This window comes from Actinosynnema sp. NPDC020468, assembly GCF_040642015.1.
Taxonomy (GTDB): Bacteria; Actinomycetota; Actinomycetes; order Mycobacteriales; family Pseudonocardiaceae; genus Actinosynnema.
In genome coordinates this window covers 16615-34243 of sequence record NZ_JBFAEO010000021.1, presented here as the reverse complement: position 1 = coordinate 34243, position 17629 = coordinate 16615, and the positions used below count along the sequence as shown (strand labels likewise).

The window sequence follows — 17629 nt, the reverse complement described above, 5'->3', positions numbered from 1 at the left end:
GGTGGCCCCGGGCGGTAGGCTGGCCGGACGGGTGTGCCCGTCTGCGCCCGTCATCAAGTCAGGGAGGGTCGAGGCCGCCCGCCGGCCGTAAGTGCATGGACCGCAAGCGCCTGCTTCGCAACCCGCTGCTGTGGATCGTGGCGGTGTTGCTGCTCTACTACGCCTTCACCGTGCTCTTCGACGACGCCCGGGGTTACTCACCGGTCAAGACGTCCCAGGCACTCCAGCAAGTCCGGGACGGCAAAGTCAAGGAAGCCACGATCGAGGACAAGGAGCAGCGCCTCAAGCTGACCCTCAACGACGGGGTGACCTTCGAAGGCCACAACCGGTTGATCACGCAGTTCCCGGCGAGCTCCACCGACGAGGTCTTCACCATCCTCGACCAGGCCGGCAACAAGCCGACCGTCGAGACCAAGGTCAGCCAGGACTCGTTCCTGATGCAGATGCTGCTGTACCTGGTCCCGCTCGGCCTGCTGTTGCTGCTGCTGATGTGGATGATGAACAACGCCCAGGGCGGCGGGAACCGCGTCCTGAACTTCGGCAAGTCCAAGGCCAAGCAGTTGTCCAAGGACATGCCCAAGACGACCTTCGCGGACGTCGCGGGCGCCGAGGAGGCCGTCGAGGAGCTCCAGGAGATCAAGGACTTCCTCCAGAACCCCGGCCGCTACCAGGCGCTGGGCGCGAAGATCCCGAAGGGCGTGCTCCTCTACGGGCCGCCCGGAACGGGCAAGACGCTGCTCGCGCGCGCCGTCGCCGGCGAGGCGGGCGTGCCGTTCTACTCGATCTCCGGTTCGGACTTCGTGGAGATGTTCGTCGGCGTCGGCGCCTCCCGGGTGCGCGACCTGTTCGAGCAGGCCAAGCAGAACGCGCCGTGCATCATCTTCGTGGACGAGATCGACGCGGTGGGTCGCCACCGCGGCGCGGGCCTCGGCGGTGGGCACGACGAGCGCGAGCAGACGCTCAACCAGCTGCTCGTGGAAATGGACGGCTTCGACTCGCGCGGCGGGATCATCCTGATCGCGGCGACGAACCGGCCGGACATCCTCGACCCCGCGCTGCTGCGCCCCGGCCGCTTCGACCGGCAGATCCCGGTGTCCGCGCCCGACCTCAAGGGGCGCAAGCAGATCCTCCGGGTGCACGCCAAGGGCAAGCCGTTGGCGCCCGACGCGGACCTGGACGGCCTGGCCAAGCGCACCGTCGGGTTCTCCGGCGCCGACCTGGCCAACGTGATCAACGAGGCCGCGCTGCTCACCGCGCGCCAGAACGGCACCGTCATCGGCGGCGCCGCGCTGGAGGAGTCGGTCGACCGCGTCATCGGCGGCCCGGCGCGCAAGAGCCGGATCATCTCCGAGAAGGAGAAGAAGATCACCGCCTACCACGAGGCCGGGCACGCCCTGGCCGCGTGGGCGATGCCGGACATCGACCCGGTGTACAAGGTGACGATCCTGGCCCGCGGCCGCACCGGCGGTCACACGCTGTCCGTGCCCGAAGAGGACAAGGACCTGATGACCAGGTCCGAGATGATCGCCCGGCTGGTGTTCGCGCTGGGCGGCCGCTCCGCCGAGGAGCTGGTCTTCCACGAGCCGACCACGGGCGCGTCCAACGACATCGAGCAGGCGACCAAGATCGCCCGCGCGATGGTCACCGAGTACGGCATGTCCGCCCGGCTCGGCGCGGTCAAGTACGGCCAGGAGCAGGGCGAGCCGTTCCTCGGCCGCACCGCGGGCCGGCAGGCCGACTACTCGCTGGAAGTCGCGCACGAGATCGACGAGGAGGTGCGCGAGCTCATCGAGGCCGCGCACACCGAGGCGTACGAGGTGCTCAACACCTACCGCGACGTCCTGGACGACCTGACGCTGGAGCTGATCGACAAGGAGACGCTCCACCAGAAGGACCTGGAGCGGATCTTCGCGCGGGTGGAGAAGCGGCCGCGGATCACGAAGTTCAACGACTTCGGCAACCGCACGCCGTCGACCAAGCCGCCGGTCAAGACGCCGGGCGAACTGGCCAAGGAGCGCGGCGAGCCGTGGCCTCCCACCGTGGAGGACCAGGTCAACGAGGCTCCCTCGGTGCCGGACCCGTCCGCCACCCCGCCGGTCGTGCCGCCCACCGCGGTCCCGCCGAACGGCGGCAACGGCTACCAGCCCCAACCCCAGCACCCGACCTCGGGTCCGCCGAACTACGGCGCTCCTCCCGGGTGGCAGCCGGCGACGGTGCCCGGCGGCGGTCAGCCGACCGGGTGGCAGCCGGAGCCGGTGGAGCCGGACAAGCGCAACTTCGACACGGATCCGGACAAGTGACCGACACAGCTCCCAGCGACACAGCCCACGCCGGCCTCTCCGCGAACGGGGAGGCCGGCGGCCTGCGCAGGACGTTCGACCAGAAGCGGGCCGAGGCGGCCGTGCGCGAACTGCTCATCGCGTGCGGCGAGGACCCCGAGCGCGAGGGCCTCAAGGACACCCCGGCGCGGGTCGCCCGCGCCTACCGCGAGCTGTTCGCCGGGCTCTACACCGACCCGGACGACGTGCTCGCGAAAACCTTCGACGAGAGCCACGAGGAGTTGGTGCTGGTCACCGACATCCCGATGTTCTCGTTCTGCGAGCACCACCTGCTGCCGTTCCACGGCGTCGCGCACGTCGGGTACATCCCGAACTCGCAGGGTCGGGTGACCGGGTTGTCCAAGCTGGCCCGGTTGGTCGACCTCTACGCCAAGCGGCCCCAGGTGCAGGAGCGGCTCACCTCGCAGATCGCCGACGCGCTGGTGCGCAGGCTCGAACCGCGCGGCGTGATCGTCGTGGTCGAGGCCGAGCACCTCTGCATGGGCATGCGCGGCGTGCGCAAACCCGGTTCGCGCACCACGACGTCCGCGGTTCGGGGGTTGTTGCGCAGCTCGGCCTCGTCCCGTGCCGAGGCCATCGAGCTGATCAGGGGGCGCTTGCGGTGAGCCTGCCGAGGCCGGGTCACTGCGTGGTCGTGGGCGTCCTCAACGTCACCCCCGACTCGTTCTCCGACGGCGGTCGCTACCTCGACGTGTTCGACGCGGTGGCGCACGGCGTGGCGATGGCGCGACTGGGCGCGGACGTGATCGACGTCGGCGGCGAGTCCACCCGACCCGGCGCCGAGCGGGTGTCGCCGTCGGTGGAGGCCGCCCGCGTCGCGCCGGTGATCTCCGCGCTGGTCGCCCAGGGTGTGGTGGTCAGCGTGGACACCATGCGCGCCGAGGTGGCCGACGCGGCGCTCAAGGCCGGCGCGTCGATCGTGAACGACGTGTCCGGCGGGTTGGCCGACCCGGAGATGGCGTCCGTGGTCGCCGCCGCCGGCGTGCCGTACGTGCTGATGCACTGGCGCGGGCACAGCCGGGGGATGGACAAGCTCGCGGTGTACGACGACGTGGTGAAGGACGTGTGCGCCGAGCTGTCCGACCGGGTCGAGGTCGCGCTGGCGGCCGGGGTGGCGGCGGAGAACGTCGTGCTGGACCCGGGTCTCGGGTTCGCCAAGGACGCCGACCACAACTGGCAGCTGCTGCACCGGCTGGACGAGGTGCTGGCGCTGGGCTTCCCGGTGCTGGTCGGCGCGTCCCGCAAGCGGTTCCTGGGCTCGCTGCTGGGCGGGCGCGCGCCGGACGGCCGCGAGGACGCCACGGCCGCCGTGTCCACCCTGGCGGCGTACCTCGGCGCGTGGGGCGTGCGGGTGCACGACGTGGAGCGGACCCTGGACGCGGTTGCCGTTGCCGGTGCGTGGAGGGCGGGTCGTGGCTGATCGGATCGCGTTGCGCGGGTTGCGGGTGCGCGGGCACCACGGCGTGTTCGAGCACGAGAAGCGCGACGGGCAGGACTTCCTGGTCGACATCACCGCGTGGCTCGACCTCTCGCGCGCCGCGGCGACCGACGACCTGCGGGACACGCTGCACTACGGGGAGTTGGCCGAGCGGGCCGCGGCGATCGTGTCGGGCGAGCCGTACGACCTGATCGAGACCGTGGCGGCGAAGGTGGCCGACGAGGTGATGATCGACCTGCGGGTGCGGGCGGTCGAGGTGACCATCCACAAGCCGTCCGCGCCGATCCCGCTGACGTTCGCCGACGTGTCGGTGACGCTGCGGCGGGAGCGCGGGTGAGCCGGGCGGTGCTGTCCGTCGGGTCGAACCTGGGCGACCGGCTCGGGTACCTGAGGCAGGCCGTCGAGGGGTTCGCGGACGTGCTGGTGGCCGTGTCGCCGGTGTACGAGACCGCGCCCTGGGGCGTGACGGACCAGGCCGACTTCCTCAACGCCGTGCTGGTGGTGTCCGCGCCGGACGTGGACGAGTGGGGTTGGCTGCGCCGCGGCCAGGCGCTGGAGGACGCGTCGGGTCGGGTCCGCGACCGGCACTGGGGTCCGCGCACGCTGGACGTGGACGTGGTGGCGGTGGACGACGTGCGGTCGACCGACCCGCGGCTGCTGCTGCCGCACCCCGGCGCGTTCGAGCGGGCCACGGTGCTGGTGCCGTGGCTCGACGTGGAGCCGGACGCCGTGCTGCCCGGGCACGGGCGGGTGGCGGACCTGGTGGCCGGGCTGGACCTGACCGGGGTGGAGCGGAAACCGGCGCTGTCGCTGCGGTGACGCGCCCGAGGAGTGGGCGATGAGCAACGCGATCACGTACGACGCCGCGCGCCGGCGGATCACCGGGTTGGCCGAGGACGGCGACCAGGACGCGCCGGTCGCGGCGTGCCCCGGGTGGACCGTGAAGGACGTGGTGGCGCACCTGGCGGCCGGGTTGGGCGATTTCACCGCCGGGCGGTTCGAGGGCGTGCGGGACGGGTCCTGGGGCGAGCGGCAGGTGGCCGACCGGCGGGACGTCGCGCTGCGCGACCTGTTCGTGGAGTGGGAGCGGAACTTCCAGTCCTCCGAAGGGGTTTTCGACTCCCCGATGGGTCCGGTGCTGGTCGCCGAGGTCGTGTCGCACGAGCACGACATCCGCGCCGCGCTCGGCCGGCCGGGCGACCGGGACGACGTGGCCGTGCGTGCCGCGCTGACCCGGCCGTTGCAGGAGTTGGACCGGCGGCTGCGGGCCGGTGGTCTGCCGCCGCTGCGGGTCGTGCTGGAGCACGGCGAGCGGATCCTGGGCGAGGGCGAGCCGACCACGACGCTGCGGGTGTCGTCGTTCGAGCTGCTCCGGGTGATCACCGGGCGGCGGTCGGATGAGCAGACGCGGGCGCTGGACTGGTCGGCGGACCCGGGCGTCTGGCTGCCCGTGCTGCACCTGTTCGGCACGCGCGACACCCCGTTGGACGAGTGATCGGGGACGATGGGCTCGTGAGGTTCACCAAGTCGCGTGATCTGCTGGCTGTCGGCCTGGTCGCCGCCCTGTTGGCGCACCTGTTGCTCCGACTGGCCTACGACACGCTGCCGCCGCTGCCGACGTTCGCCGGGTTCACCCTGCTCGTGATCGCGGCGGTGGATCTGGTGCTGGCGTTCTCGCTGCGCGCGCGGATCAACCGGAAGCCGGGCAGCGCGCCCGTGCAGCCGCTGACCGCCGCGCGGGCCGTGGCGCTGGCGAAGGCGTCGTCCGTGCTGGGGTCGATCATGGCCGGCGCGTGGGCGGGCGTGCTCGTCTACGTGCTGCCCGTGCGGGGTGACTTCGAGGCCGCCGACAACGACTTGACGAGTTCGGTCGTGGGTCTGGTGTGCGCGGCGGCGCTGATCGGGGCCGGGTTGTGGCTGGAGCACTGCTGCCGGACGCCGGAAGATTCCCGATCAGAGGAGTGAATGCGGCCTCGGAGGTCTCAATCGGGTAACCGCCCGGTACCGTAGTGCCCATGACCGGGCGAGGCGCGTCGGAAGACGGCGAGCAGCAAGACCGCGGCCGCGGCTCAGGGCGTCTGCTGCTCGTCGCGGCACTGGGGCTCGCGCTCGTGGCCGCCGCCGTGCTGGTGCTCAGCGACAACGCCCGCTGGCTGCGGTTGGCCGTGGTGTCGGCGCTGTGGGCCGCCCTGGTGGGCGCGTTCCTGGCCGCGCGGTACCGCCGGCAGGCGACCGACCGGCAGGACGAGGTCGCCGACCTCCAGTCCGTCTACGAGCTCGAACTGGAGCGCGAGGTCGCGGCCAGGCGCGAGTACGAGTTGGAGGTCGAGGCCGAGACGCGCAAGAAGGTGCGCGAGGAGGCCAAGGACGACCTGGACGCGCTGCGCGGTGAGCTGCGCGCGTTGAAGGAGAACCTGGAAGCGTTGCTGGGCGGCGAGGTCCTGGTCGAGCGGGTCGCGCTGCGGGCCGAGGCGACCCGGATGCGGTCGCTGTCCGACCAGTCGTCGCGGCTGGTGGGGTTGGGCGACCAGCGGGTGATCACGGCCGGCGCCGCGGTGTCCGCCGCTCCCGTGGAGAAGCCGGACCGCACCGAGATGATCGAGCGGGTTCCGCACGACGCCGGGCGCAAGGACGCGGTTCGGCGTCCCGAACCCACGCGGCCGGAGCCGACGCGGCAGGCCGCGCCCGTGCGTCGGGAGCCGGTGCGCGCCGCGGGTCGTGCGTCCGCGCCGGTCGCGCGTCCCGCCGCCCCGCCCGCGCCCGCCGTGGCCAAGCCGGATCCGACCGAGCGGGTGAGCCGGCCGGACGTGGCGGCGCGGTTGGCGCCCGAGGTGCCCCGCCGTGCCGAGCCCGCCCGTCCCGCGGCACCCGCCGCTCCGGCGCCGGTCGCCGCTTCGGCCTCCGCCGCCTCCGTCTCCGCCAAGCGGGGTCGGGCGGCCGAGCGGACCGAGATGATCAGCCGGGAGGCGTTGGCCGAGCCCGTCGCCGACCCCGGGTACCGGCCGGTGTCGGCGGACACCGGTCGTCGCGCGGCGGAGGCGGCCGAGGCCGCGCGCCGGATGACGAGGCAACCCGGCCGTCCCGGGCCGGACCAGCGCCGGGTCGCGGCCGAGGAAAGTGGTTACGTGGCACGGCGTTCGCCCTCGGCCGAGGAGAGCGGGTACACGGCGCGCCGTGCGCCGGCGGCCGAGGAGAGCGGCTTCACCGCCCGTCGGCCGTCGGCGTCGGAGGAGAGCGGCTACCGCAAGGCCGTGCGTCCCGGCGAGAAGCCCCGGGTCGGGGTGGGTCGAGGCGTCGTGAACCCGACGCAGCCCGCGGTCGAGGCGTTCGCGGAGGAACCGCCGTCTTCGCCGCCGCCGCCCGCGCGTCGCACCGCGTCCGAGGACAGCGGTTTCCGGTCGCCGGTGGAGATCTCCCGCCGTCCGACCGCCGAGCCGACGGCGTCGGAGCAGAGCGGCTACCGCAAGAAGCCCAAGCGCACCGCGTCCGAGGACAGCGGTTTCCGGTCGCCCGCCGAGATCTCCCGCCGCCCGTCCGAGCAGAGCGGCTACCGCGCGCCGGTCGACCCCGGTGGTCGGCGTCGTGCCGAGGAGACGGGTCGCCGGGGTGCGCCCGAGCCCGTGGAACCGGCGGGCGCGCACGCGGACGGCAAGTCGGTGAGCGAGTTGCTCGCCGCGTTCGGCGGTGGCGACTCGCCACGTCGGCGGCGTCGGCGCGAGGACTGAGCGCGGCGGGTCCGGGCGTGCCGGCGTGAGGGTCGGCTGGTCCGGTCGGGAGGGTGGTCGGTGTGCTGGTTGCCGGCTGCTTTCGGCGACAGCCGACCACCTCGGTGCTGAGGACGAGGGCGTGTGCGGTCGGCGCGTGAGTTGCTTGCGGGGCCGGGAAACGGGCGGTCGTCGTGCGGGCTCGGGGCTACTTGTCGATGTCGCCGACCACGACCGCGAACGAGCCCAGGACGTCCGGGAGGTCGTCCACCGTCGTGCCGGGCAGCAGGGCGGAGAGCGCCTGCACGTTGTTGAACGACGGCGTGCGCAGCTTCAGCCGCCACGGGGTTTTCTCGCCGCGCGAGGCCAGGTGGACGCCCGAGGTGCCCAGCGGTGCCTCGACCCTGGTGTAGACCGAGCCCTCCGGTGCCTTGATCGCCTTCGGGAGGCGGACGTTCACCGGGCCCGACGGCAGGGTCGCGACCAGGGCGTGCACCAGGCGGACGGACTGCGCGACCTCGTCCACCATGGTGGCGACGCGGGCCCGGGCGTCGCCCTCGGTGCGGACGACCGGGGTGAAGTCGAGGTCGCGGTAGGCGGGCAGCGGGTCGTCGCGGCGGAGGTCGAAGTCCACTCCGGACGCTCGGCCGATGGGGCCGGTGACGCCGTGGGCGAGGGCGGCGTCCCTGGTGAGGACGCCGATCTCCTTGGTGTGGAACGGTTCCCCTGCGTCCACTGTGGACAGTGCGGCGAGCACCCGGCCGGTCCAGCCGGCGGGCACGTCCTCGCGGAGGCCTCCGACGCGGTTGAACATGAAGTGGATGCGGCCGCCGGAGGCCTCCTCCATCACCGACTGCACGGCCTCGCGGCCGGTGGCGCCGGTGATCGGGTGCAGGAACACGACGTGCGCGAGGACCCGGTTCAGCTCGCACAGGATCGCGCGCAGGACCTGGGCGCGGGCGGGTACGTCCATGCCGGTCATGAGTTCGACGGCGAGGGCGACGGCGAGTTCGTTGCAGAACGCGGCGAGCCAGTCGTGCCGGTTGGCGAGCGTCAGCACCTGCCGGTAGTCCCGCACCTCGAACAGCTTCTCGGCCCCGCGGTGCAGGTGCCCCACCAGCGGCTCGGCCCCGGTGATCGCCAGGTCCTCGGACACCCGCAGCCGCAACCGGTAGGCGCCGTGCGCCGACGGGTGCAGCGGCCCGAGGTCGACAACCCGGTCCACCCCGAGAAACCGGGCCCCCGCCCCGACTCCCACCGTCATCTCCACGGCGCCATGCTAGGCCGCGCCCCGTCGTCGCCCGCCGCCCGTGTCAATCATTGAATTGTTCAACGATCGGATTGTTGAACAATCCTCTTGTGTGGCAATCCCTTTGTAGGGCGATTCACTCCGGCGTGATCGAGAACAGGTAGCAGCCGTGGGACGCGCTGCGGATCTGCACCTCGGTGATCGTAGGATTGTTGAACAACTCAACGAGGGTATCGTTCACCGCTTCCGGCGCCGCCAGGGTGCCCGTCTCGATGCGGCCCAGCGTGTTGTACGCGCGAAGGAGTCGCGGTGCCTTGGCGAACGCCTCGGGAAACCGGTCGGTGTGGTCCGGGCCGGCGCACGGTTCGAAATGCGCGAACACCGGTCCGGACTCCGCGTACGGGCCCCGGCCGGCGGTGGGGGCGTAGCGGAAGAGGACGACGGGTTCGTCGGCGACGGCCTTGCGCAGGCAGCAGCGCAGGGGTGCGCCGGGCTCGGAGGGGCGCAGTTCGGTGAACTCGTCGGTGCCGGCGCGGTCGCGTGCCGCGGTCAGGACGTCGGACGGCAGTGCGTGGATCTTCATGGGTTCCAGCCTCGCCGCCCGGAAGGGCATCGGCCGGCGGTCTTCCGCCATCGCCTTTTCCGGGCTTGCCGACCGCGAACGCCGGAACAAGCCACCGGAAAAGCGAAATCAACTCACCGACGACCCGGTCCACGGCGCCAACGGAGGCAACAACGCCGACACCGGAATCCCCACCCCGTGCAACAACCACCCGAACGAGCCCAACCCACCCACCGCGCGCAACTCCGCCACCCGCGAAGCCCGCTCCGCCGCCGCCAACCACGCCGCCGCCCCGGAACCCGTCCCGGCCGACAGCGCACCCGACCTCGACCACGGAGCACCCGCGCCCGACCCGGAGCCGCTGACGCCCGGCGTCGGGTGGTCCGGTTCTGGAGCACCTGTGCCCGGCCTGGAGTCGCTGACGCCCGGCGCCGGCGCACCCGTGCCCGGTTCGGAGTTCGGGCCTCCGACCGGCCTCGGGCGCAGGCTCCGCGACACCGCCATCGAGGCCGCCATCGACGCCGACGCCGCCACCGACGCCGCTACCGACGTCGTGCTCGCCGCCCACCCCGCGTTCGCCCCGCCGCCAGGGCCGGATTCGGTCAGGCCCAGGGCTTTCAGGGCGTCGCGCTGTGCCACCAGCACCCGATCCCCGCCCGCCGCCGCGGCGCACGCGTCCAGCGCCACGTGCGCCGTCAGGTCGCAGCTGCCGTCGAACACCGGCTCCACCCGGCGCCCGCCCCGGTACGCCGCGAACGTCCCCTCCCGATAACGCCCGGCGGCCCGGTCCGCCAGCACGTGCCCGTAGTCCACCGCCAACGCCGCCCCGCGCGTCACCCGGCCCACCGCGCGGGCCCACGCCCGGTCGCGCGGCGCGCCCACCTCCGCCCGCCACCCCGGGCGCAACGGCCACCAGCGGGTCAGCCACGGGTCGGCGCACGGCCACTCCACGACCGGGCACGGCACGGCGTCGAGCCACTCGTGGCCCACGAGCAGGCCCGTCACCGACGGAGGCAGGGTCGTGCGCCACCGGACGCCCGGCAGCGGGCGGGGCGGAGCCAGGTCGACGGCGGTCACCACGAGCCGGTCGGCCAGCGAGCCCGTCGCCAGGGACCGCACCGCGGCGGACAACTCGCCGCCGCCCGCCCCTACGTCGACGAAATCCACCCGTGCGGGGCAACCGAGCGCCGAGTCCACCCTGGACAGCAGCTCCAGCAGCGCTTCGGCCAGCTCAGGGCCCACGTGCGGCGCGGTGCGGAAGTGGTCTGCGGGCAGCGCGCCGCCGGTGAAGAACCCCGACCGGCCGTACAGGGCCTCGTGCCAGGCCGCTTCCGAGTCCCGCATGCGTGAAGTGTCCCTTTAAGGTTTCCCCCGTGACCGACGCACCCGCCCGCAAGCGGATCGAACAACGCCGCTGGACCGTGCTGCTCCCGGTGGCGGCCCTGATCGTGCTCGGCGTGTGCGGCCTGGTGCTGCTCGGCCTCGGCACCACGAAGATCGGCCTCGTGCCGATCCTGGTCGGCGCGGTGGCCGCGCTCGTGCCGGTCGCCCTGGTGATCAGCGCCTACCTCTGGGTGGACCGCTGGGAACCGGAACCCGCGCGGATCCTGCTGCTGGCGTTCGTGTGGGGCGCGTGCGGCGCGACGATCACCTCGCTGGTGTTCAACCAGACCGCGACCGTGCTCGGCGAGCTGATCAACAACGGCGACGGTCGCACGTTCGCGGCGGTGATCGGGGCGCCGATCGTGGAGGAGGCCATGAAGGCCGTCTTCGTGGTCGTGCTGTTCCTGCTGCGCCGCGACGAGTTCGACGGCGTGGTCGACGGCATCGTGTACGCGGGCATCACCGCGGCCGGCTTCGCGTTCACCGAGAACATCTACTACTTCGCCCGGGTGTTCGTGGACAGCGGTTTCGGCGGCCTGGGCAACGGGGTGGTCGCGCTGTTCATCCTGCGCGGCGTGCTGAGCCCGTTCGCGCACCCGCTGTTCACGTCCATGACGGGCATCGGCATCGGGCTCGCGGCGATGACCGGCAACCGGACGGTGCGGATCGTCGCCCCGATCCTGGGGTACGTCGCCGCGGCCGGCCTGCACTCGCTGTGGAACTTCTCCACGACCGTCGGCACCGGCTCGACGTTCATCAACCTGTACTTCCTGATCATGGTCCCGATCTTCGCGGGCATGGTGTGCATGGTGATCTGGCAGCGCCGCCGCGAGCAGCGGATCGTCGCGGGTCAGCTGCCCGCGATGGCCGAGCACCGGTGGATCGCGGCCAGCGAGGTCGCCCTGCTGGCGAGCCTCCAGGGCCGCCGGGCGTGGCGGCGGGTGGTGAAGCGCAAGGTCGGCGACCGGGCCGCCAAGGCCGTCGCGGGCTACCAGGTGGCCGCGACCGAACTCGCGTTCCTGCGGCACCGGATCGCGCTCGGCACGGCCGGCGCGAACGCCGAGACCCGGCACGCCGTGCTGCTGAGAACGCTCGTCGCCCGCCGGCAGGCCGCGGTCGACGCACCGGGCGCGCTGCACGCCGCGGGTGGCGTTCGTCGCAGTTGAGAGCCCCGCACAGCACACCGGATTACGCTCGCGGCCGTCGTCCGGTACCCGGCCATCGGGACTGGAACGCCGCCTGAAGGAGTACGTCGCATGGACGCGACCCCCCGCCCCGCGCGGCTGGCCGTGGGAGTGATCTCGGCCGGTCGGGTCGGCTCGGTGCTGGGCGCCGCCCTCGCCAGGGCGGGCCACGTGGTCGGCGCGGTCGCCGCCGTCTCCCGGGACTCGCTGCGGCGCGCCGAGGAACTCCTGCCGGACGTGCCGGTCCTCTCGCCACCCGAGGTCGCCGCCTCCGCCGACCTGGTGCTGCTGGCCGTTCCCGACGACGAGCTGGCCGGTCTCGTGCGCGGCCTCGTCGCCACCGGGAGCCTGCGCCAGGGCCAGATCGTGGTGCACACCAGCGGCGCGCAGGGCGTCGGGGTGCTCGCACCGGCCGCCGCGCTGGGCGCGCTGTGCGTGGCGCTGCACCCGGTGATGACGTTCACCGGCCGACCCGAGGACGTGCAGCGGATGACCGCGAGCACGGTCGGTGTCACGGCCGCCGACGGCGACGAGGTCGCCTGGCACGTCGGCGAGGCGCTGGTGGTGGAAATGGCCGCCGAGCCCGTGCGGGTGCCCGAGGCGGCCCGCCCGCTCTACCACGCGGCCCTCGCGCACGGCGCGAACCACCTGATCACCGTGGTCGCCGACTGCGCCGATCTGCTCCGCCGCGCCGGTGTCGCCGACGCCGAGCGGATGATCGGCCCGCTGCTGTCCGCCGCGCTGGACAACGTGCTGCGGCACGGCGACCGCGCGCTCACCGGCCCCGTCGCGCGCGGCGACGCGGGCACCGTCGCGAAGCACCTCGACGTGCTGCGCGACTCGGAAGTCCTTCCCGCGTACCGGGTCCTGGCCCGGCGCACGGCGGACCGCGCGGCGGCCGCCGGGCTGCTCAAACCCGACCTGGCGTCCGCCGTCCGCACCACCCTCGAGGACCAGTCATGACCAAGCCGTTGACCAAGGACGACTACCGGCCGGGCGACGTCACGGTGCACCGCGACCCCGTCCGGCTCACCAGGGTGGTCCGCGCGCTGCGCGCGGCCGGGCGGAACATCGCGCTGGTGCCCACGATGGGCGCGCTGCACGAGGGTCACCGCAAGCTGATCCGCGAGGCGCACGTCATGCAGAACACCGTCGTGGTGGTCTCGATCTTCGTGAACCCCGCGCAGTTCGGCCCGAACGAGGACTTCACGACCTACCCGCGCACGCTGGAGTCCGATGTGGACGTCTGCCGCGAGGAGCGGGTGGGCCTGGTGTTCGCGCCCGCCGCGGAGGACGTGTACCTGCCCGGCGCGACCGCGACGGTGCACCCCGGTCCGCTCGGCGACGAGCTGGAGGGCGCGTCCCGACCCGGCCACTTCGCGGGCGTGCTCACCGTGGTGGCCAAGCTGTTCAACATCGTGCAGCCGACCTACGCGGTGTTCGGCGAGAAGGACTACCAGCAGCTCACGCTGATCCACCGGATGGCCCGCGACCTGAACTTCCCGCTGGACGTCGTCGGCGTGCCGACCGTTCGCGAGCACGACGGCCTCGCGCTGTCCTCCCGCAACCGCAACCTCTCCGAGGACGAGCGGCAGACGGCCACCGCGCTGTCCGCCGCCCTGGTCGCCGGAGCGCACGTGAGCGGGCTCGGCGCGGAGACCGTGCTGAGGACCGCGCGCGACACGCTGGCCGCCGTGCCGGGCGTGGACCTGGACTACCTGGAGCTGCGCGCGCCCGACCTGGGCCCGGCGCCGGAGAACGGCGACGCCCGGCTGCTCGTGGCCGCCCGCGTGGGCGCCACCCGTCTGATCGACAACGTCGCCGTGCTGCTCGGCGCGGGCGACGAGTAAGGGGACCGCGATGTTCCGCACCATGCTCAAGTCGAAGATCCACCGGGCCACCGTGACCCAGGCCGACCTGCACTACGTGGGCTCGGTGACGGTGGACGAGGACCTGATGGAGGCCGCCGACCTGCTGGCGGGCGAGCAGGTCGCGATCGTGGACGTGACCAACGGCGCGCGGCTGGAGACCTACGTCATCCCCGGCGCGAGGGGCACCGGCGTCATCGGCATCAACGGCGCGGCCGCGCACCTGGTCAAGCCCGGCGACCTGGTCATCCTGATCGCCTACGGGCAGATGGACGACGCGGAGGCGCGGACCTACCGGCCGCGGGTCGTCTTCGTGGACGCCGACAACGCGGTGGTCGAGCTGGGCGCGGACCCGGCGCACGCGCCCGAGGGCTCCGGCCTGGTGAGCGGCGCGGTGGTCTCGTCGGAGACCGAGGACGCCGCCGCGCTCGACGCGTTGATCCACGCCGAGAACTAGCCGCCCGGCACTCGCCGCCCAGATCTCCGCCGCCGGTAACCAGGCGCCGACAACCAGAGGGGTTCGCTGTGCTGCTCGCGATCGACGTCGGCAACACCAACATCGTGCTCGGCCTGTACGACGGCACCGGCGAGCAGGCCGCGCTGGTCCGCGACTGGCGGATGCGCACCGACGCGCGGATGACCGCCGACGAGCTGGCGCTGACCATGCGCGGCCTGCTCGGCGAGTACGCGGACAAGATCACCGGCATCTCGGCGCTGTCCACGGTGCCCGCCGTGCTGCGCGAACTGCGCGTGATGCTGGGCCGCTACTACGGCGCCGTGCCGAAGGTGCTGGTGGAGCCGGGCGTGCGCACCGGCGTGCCGCTGCTGGTGGACAACCCGAAGGAGGTGGGCTCGGACCGGGTGATCAACACCCTGGCCGCGCACCACCTGCACTCGACCGCGTGCGTGGTCGTGGACTTCGGCACGACCACCAACCTGGACGTGATCTCGGCCAAGGGCGAGTTCCTGGGCGGCGCGCTGGCGCCGGGCATCGAGATCTCGGTGGACGCGCTGGCCGCCCGCGCCGCCCAGCTGCGCAAGGTCGAACTGGTCCGGCCGCGCTCGGTGATCGGCAAGAACACCGTGGAGTGCCTCCAGTCCGGCATCGTCTACGGCTTCGTCGGCCAGGTCGACGGCCTGGTCCGCCGGATCGTGGACGAACTCCAGACCACCGACCCGGGGCCGGTGACGGTCATCGCCACCGGTGGGCTGGCGCCGTTGGTGGTGACCGAGTCGGCGGTGATCCAGAGCCACGTGCCTGATTTGACGCTGCTGGGGCTGCGGCTGGTGTTCGAGCGCAATCGCGTGTGACGGCCGCGACTTCGTCGCGGCGGCCCGGTCGCCTGGAAGTCGGCCGTCCGCCGCCGATTTCTGCCCGATCGAAGCGCGTGATCGGGCAGAAATGGGCGACGGCCGACCGACGCGACCTCGCGGGTTGAGTGATTGCGGGGGGAAGGGCTAGGTCGGGGGGTCAGACCCTGCGGGAGCGGTGGACCGCGGTGCGCAGGGGGAAGTCGAACTCGCCGGTCGCGGTTTCCGGGTTGGTGCGCAGCCAGGTGAGCATGCGCTCGAGTACCTCGGCGCGCTCCTCCGCCGACACCACGAGGGTGTGGGAGTGCGTGCCGACGGTTGCCACCAGGCTTTCCGACGTGCGGCGCTGCACGTGCGAGAACGTCGCGTCCGCCGCCTCCACGAACAGCTCGTGCGCCGGCATCAGCTCCAGCGCCACGTGCTGCTCGCGGACCGACGTGCCCGCGACCTTGTCGAACTCGGCGACCCACGGCACCGTCTCGTCGCTCATGTTCCACAGCGCGGCGAGCACGCCGCCGGGCCGCAGCACGCGGGCGATCTCGGGGAAGGCCCGGGCCGGGTCGAACCAGTGGAACGCCTGGCCGACCAAGACCGCGTCCACGGTGCCGTCGGGCACCGGTATGCGTTCGGCGGAACCGGGCAGTGCGCGCACCCCGCCGTGCCGGCGGACCAGTTCCGAGAGCATCGCCTCGTCCGGTTCCACGGCGGTCACCTGGTGGCCCTGCGCCACCAGCACCCCGGTCAGCTTGCCGGTTCCCGCGCCCAGGTCGAGCACCCGGTGCCGACCCTCGCCGAGCGGTTCCAGCGCCCAGCGAACGGCCGAGCCGGGGTAGTCCGGACGGTGTTCTGCGTAAGCCTTCGCGTGCGCACCGAAGGAGTTGGCCCGGCGAGCACTCAAGTCATCACTCGTCACCACCGACACCCTACTGAGGTGGACGCGGTATCCGGTTCGATCGGAGGGGCGGTCTTTCCGTACTCTTCTGCCTCGTGAGTGAGCAGACCCCGACCGCATCCGCGACCAGCGACGACGATCTCCCCGAGCAGCTGCGGGTGCGCCGCGAGAAGCGGGCGCGACTGCTGGAACGGGGTGTCGATCCCTATCCGGTGGAAGTGGCGCGCACCAGGACGTTGCGCCAGGTGCGGGAAGAGCACCCGGACCTGGAACCCGACACCGCGACGGGTGAAGTCGTCGGTGTCACCGGTCGGGTCATGTTCATCCGCAACACCGGGAAGTTGTGCTTCGCCACGCTGCGCGAAGGCGACGGCACCGAACTCCAGGCCATGCTCAGCCTGAACGGAGTGGGCGAGCAGTCGCTGTCGGAATGGAAGTCCGACGTCGACCTCGGCGACCACGTATTCGTCCGCGGCGAGGTCATCACCTCCCGGCGCGGCGAACTGTCCGTGATGGCCGACTCGTGGCGGCTCACCGCGAAGTCGTTGCGCCCGCTCCCGGTGGCGCACAAGGAACTCGCCGAGGAAACCCGCATTCGGCAGCGGTACGTGGACCTCGTCCTGCGCGAACAGGCGCGCAACACGGTGCGCAACCGGGCGGCCGTCGTGCGCTCGCTGCGGGACTCCTTCCACGAGCGCGGTTTCGTGGAAGTCGAGACCCCGATGCTCCAGTCGTTGCAGGGCGGCGCGTCGGCCAGGCCGTTCGTGACGCACTCGAACGCGCTGGACATCGACCTGTTCCTGCGCATCGCGCCGGAGCTGTACCTGAAGAGGTGCGTGGTCGGCGGTATCGAGAAGGTCTTCGAGATCAACCGCAACTTCCGCAACGAGGGCATGGACTCGTCGCACTCGCCCGAGTTCTCGATGCTCGAGTACTACGAGGCGTACGCCACGTACGACACGAACGCGGTGATGACCCGCGAGGTGATCCAGGAGGCCGCGCTCGCGGTCGCCGGTTCGCACGTCGTCACGCTCGCCGACGGCTCGGAGTACGACCTCGGCGGCGAGTGGACCACTCTGCGGATGTACGACTCGCTCTCCGAATCCGTCGGTGAAGAGGTCACTCCGTCCACTTCCGTCGAACTCCTCCGCAAGCTCGCGGACCGGGTGGGGTTGGAGGTGGACCCGAAGCTCGGGCACGGCAAGCTGGTCGAGGAGCTGTGGGAGCACCGCGTGTGCCACACCCTGCACGCGCCGACGTTTGTCCGTGATTTCCCGGTCGAGACCTCGCCGCTCACCCGGCTGCACCGCACCGAACCGGGTGTCGCCGAAAAGTGGGACCTCTACGTGCGCGGATTCGAGTTGGCCACGGGATACTCGGAACTGGTGGACCCGGTGGTGCAGCGGGAGCGGCTCGAAGCGCAGGCGCGGTTGAGCGCGGCCGGCGACGTCGAGGCCATGCCCGTGGACGAAGACTTTCTGCGATCGCTGGAGTACGGAATGCCACCGACCGGTGGTGTGGGAATGGGCATCGACCGGCTGCTGATGGCCATCACCGGTCTCGGTATCCGGGAGACGATCCTCTTCCCGCTCGTGCGCCCGGAATGAGTAACTTCTCAGCGTCCGGGGAGCAGATTCCCGCACTTGTGCGCTAACCTGCACTCGCCAATGCTTTGGTCGCGGTCGGGGAACACCGCGCA

18 protein-coding genes are annotated in these 17629 nt (G+C 72.3%); 14 read left to right on the top strand and 4 right to left on the bottom strand.

What is annotated here, in order from left to right:
- The first annotated feature begins 95 nt into the window (after positions 1 to 95).
- The 8 genes from ftsH (at position 96) to AB0G50_RS16825 (ending at position 7502) form a co-directional block, all read left to right on the top strand.
- The gene (ftsH, locus tag AB0G50_RS16860) at positions 96 to 2300 is read left to right on the top strand and encodes an ATP-dependent zinc metalloprotease FtsH (RefSeq protein WP_360108653.1); all 2205 of its coding nucleotides are present in this window, start codon (positions 96 to 98) and stop codon (positions 2298 to 2300) included.
- A 62-nt stretch (positions 2301 to 2362) separates the two neighbouring features.
- A complete protein-coding gene (folE, locus tag AB0G50_RS16855) occupies positions 2363 to 2944 on the top strand; it encodes a GTP cyclohydrolase I FolE (protein ID WP_360108907.1) in 582 nt (193 codons plus the stop codon).
- A 29-nt stretch (positions 2945 to 2973) separates the two neighbouring features.
- The gene (gene folP, locus AB0G50_RS16850) at positions 2974 to 3759 is read left to right on the top strand and encodes a dihydropteroate synthase (RefSeq protein WP_360108904.1); all 786 of its coding nucleotides are present in this window, start codon (positions 2974 to 2976) and stop codon (positions 3757 to 3759) included.
- The gene (folB, locus tag AB0G50_RS16845) at positions 3752 to 4114 is read left to right on the top strand and encodes a dihydroneopterin aldolase (RefSeq protein WP_360108650.1); all 363 of its coding nucleotides are present in this window, start codon (positions 3752 to 3754) and stop codon (positions 4112 to 4114) included. Before folP ends, folB begins: the two co-directional genes overlap by 8 nt.
- Positions 4111 to 4596: a 2-amino-4-hydroxy-6-hydroxymethyldihydropteridine diphosphokinase gene (folK, locus tag AB0G50_RS16840; RefSeq protein ID WP_360108647.1), complete on the top strand. Its 486-nt coding sequence runs from the start codon at positions 4111 to 4113 to the stop codon at positions 4594 to 4596. Before folB ends, folK begins: the two co-directional genes overlap by 4 nt.
- A 19-nt stretch (positions 4597 to 4615) precedes the next feature.
- Positions 4616 to 5272: a maleylpyruvate isomerase family mycothiol-dependent enzyme gene (locus AB0G50_RS16835; RefSeq protein WP_360108644.1), complete on the top strand. Its 657-nt coding sequence runs from the start codon at positions 4616 to 4618 to the stop codon at positions 5270 to 5272.
- A 17-nt stretch (positions 5273 to 5289) separates the two neighbouring features.
- On the top strand, positions 5290 to 5742 hold the full coding sequence (locus tag AB0G50_RS16830) for a DUF3180 domain-containing protein (protein ID WP_360108641.1): 453 nt from the start codon (positions 5290 to 5292) through the stop codon (positions 5740 to 5742).
- A 50-nt stretch (positions 5743 to 5792) separates the two neighbouring features.
- Positions 5793 to 7502: a DUF6779 domain-containing protein gene (locus tag AB0G50_RS16825; protein WP_360108638.1), complete on the top strand. Its 1710-nt coding sequence runs from the start codon at positions 5793 to 5795 to the stop codon at positions 7500 to 7502.
- 187 nt (positions 7503 to 7689) lie between these two features.
- Here the strand turns inward: AB0G50_RS16825 and AB0G50_RS16820 are convergent, their stop codons facing one another.
- From AB0G50_RS16820 to AB0G50_RS16810, 3 genes are all read right to left on the bottom strand, one after another.
- Positions 7690 to 8745, bottom strand: coding sequence for an NADH-quinone oxidoreductase subunit D (locus AB0G50_RS16820; RefSeq protein WP_360108901.1), 1056 nt, complete (start codon positions 8743 to 8745; stop codon positions 7690 to 7692).
- Positions 8746 to 8866: 121 nt separating this feature from the next.
- A complete protein-coding gene (locus tag AB0G50_RS16815; RefSeq protein ID WP_360108635.1) occupies positions 8867 to 9364 on the bottom strand; it encodes a DUF1203 domain-containing protein in 498 nt (165 codons plus the stop codon).
- 57 nt (positions 9365 to 9421) lie between these two features.
- Positions 9422 to 10636: an SAM-dependent methyltransferase gene (locus tag AB0G50_RS16810; protein WP_360108632.1), complete on the bottom strand. Its 1215-nt coding sequence runs from the start codon at positions 10634 to 10636 to the stop codon at positions 9422 to 9424.
- 29 nt (positions 10637 to 10665) lie between these two features.
- On the opposite strand from AB0G50_RS16810, the gene AB0G50_RS16805 reads away from it, so the two are divergent.
- The 5 genes from AB0G50_RS16805 to AB0G50_RS16785 all read left to right on the top strand — a co-directional run bounded on the left by AB0G50_RS16805 (position 10666) and on the right by AB0G50_RS16785 (position 15038).
- A complete protein-coding gene (locus tag AB0G50_RS16805) occupies positions 10666 to 11841 on the top strand; it encodes a PrsW family intramembrane metalloprotease (protein WP_360108629.1) in 1176 nt (391 codons plus the stop codon).
- A gap of 90 nt (positions 11842 to 11931) precedes the next feature.
- The gene (locus tag AB0G50_RS16800) at positions 11932 to 12822 is read left to right on the top strand and encodes a DUF2520 domain-containing protein (RefSeq protein ID WP_360108626.1); all 891 of its coding nucleotides are present in this window, start codon (positions 11932 to 11934) and stop codon (positions 12820 to 12822) included.
- Positions 12819 to 13709, top strand: coding sequence for a pantoate--beta-alanine ligase (panC, locus tag AB0G50_RS16795; RefSeq protein WP_360108623.1), 891 nt, complete (start codon positions 12819 to 12821; stop codon positions 13707 to 13709). Before AB0G50_RS16800 ends, panC begins: the two co-directional genes overlap by 4 nt.
- Before the next feature lie 10 nt (positions 13710 to 13719).
- Positions 13720 to 14184: an aspartate 1-decarboxylase gene (gene panD / locus AB0G50_RS16790; RefSeq protein ID WP_360108620.1), complete on the top strand. Its 465-nt coding sequence runs from the start codon at positions 13720 to 13722 to the stop codon at positions 14182 to 14184.
- Positions 14185 to 14252: 68 nt separating this feature from the next.
- Positions 14253 to 15038, top strand: coding sequence for a type III pantothenate kinase (locus tag AB0G50_RS16785; protein WP_360108617.1), 786 nt, complete (start codon positions 14253 to 14255; stop codon positions 15036 to 15038).
- A gap of 160 nt (positions 15039 to 15198) precedes the next feature.
- Here the strand turns inward: AB0G50_RS16785 and AB0G50_RS16780 are convergent, their stop codons facing one another.
- Positions 15199 to 15951, bottom strand: coding sequence for a class I SAM-dependent methyltransferase (locus AB0G50_RS16780; protein WP_360108614.1), 753 nt, complete (start codon positions 15949 to 15951; stop codon positions 15199 to 15201).
- Between the two features lie 74 nt (positions 15952 to 16025).
- Here AB0G50_RS16780 and lysS point away from each other — a divergent pair, with 74 nt between their 5' ends.
- Positions 16026 to 17537, top strand: coding sequence for a lysine--tRNA ligase (gene lysS, locus AB0G50_RS16775; RefSeq protein WP_360108611.1), 1512 nt, complete (start codon positions 16026 to 16028; stop codon positions 17535 to 17537).
- The last annotated feature ends 92 nt before the right edge of the window (positions 17538 to 17629 follow it).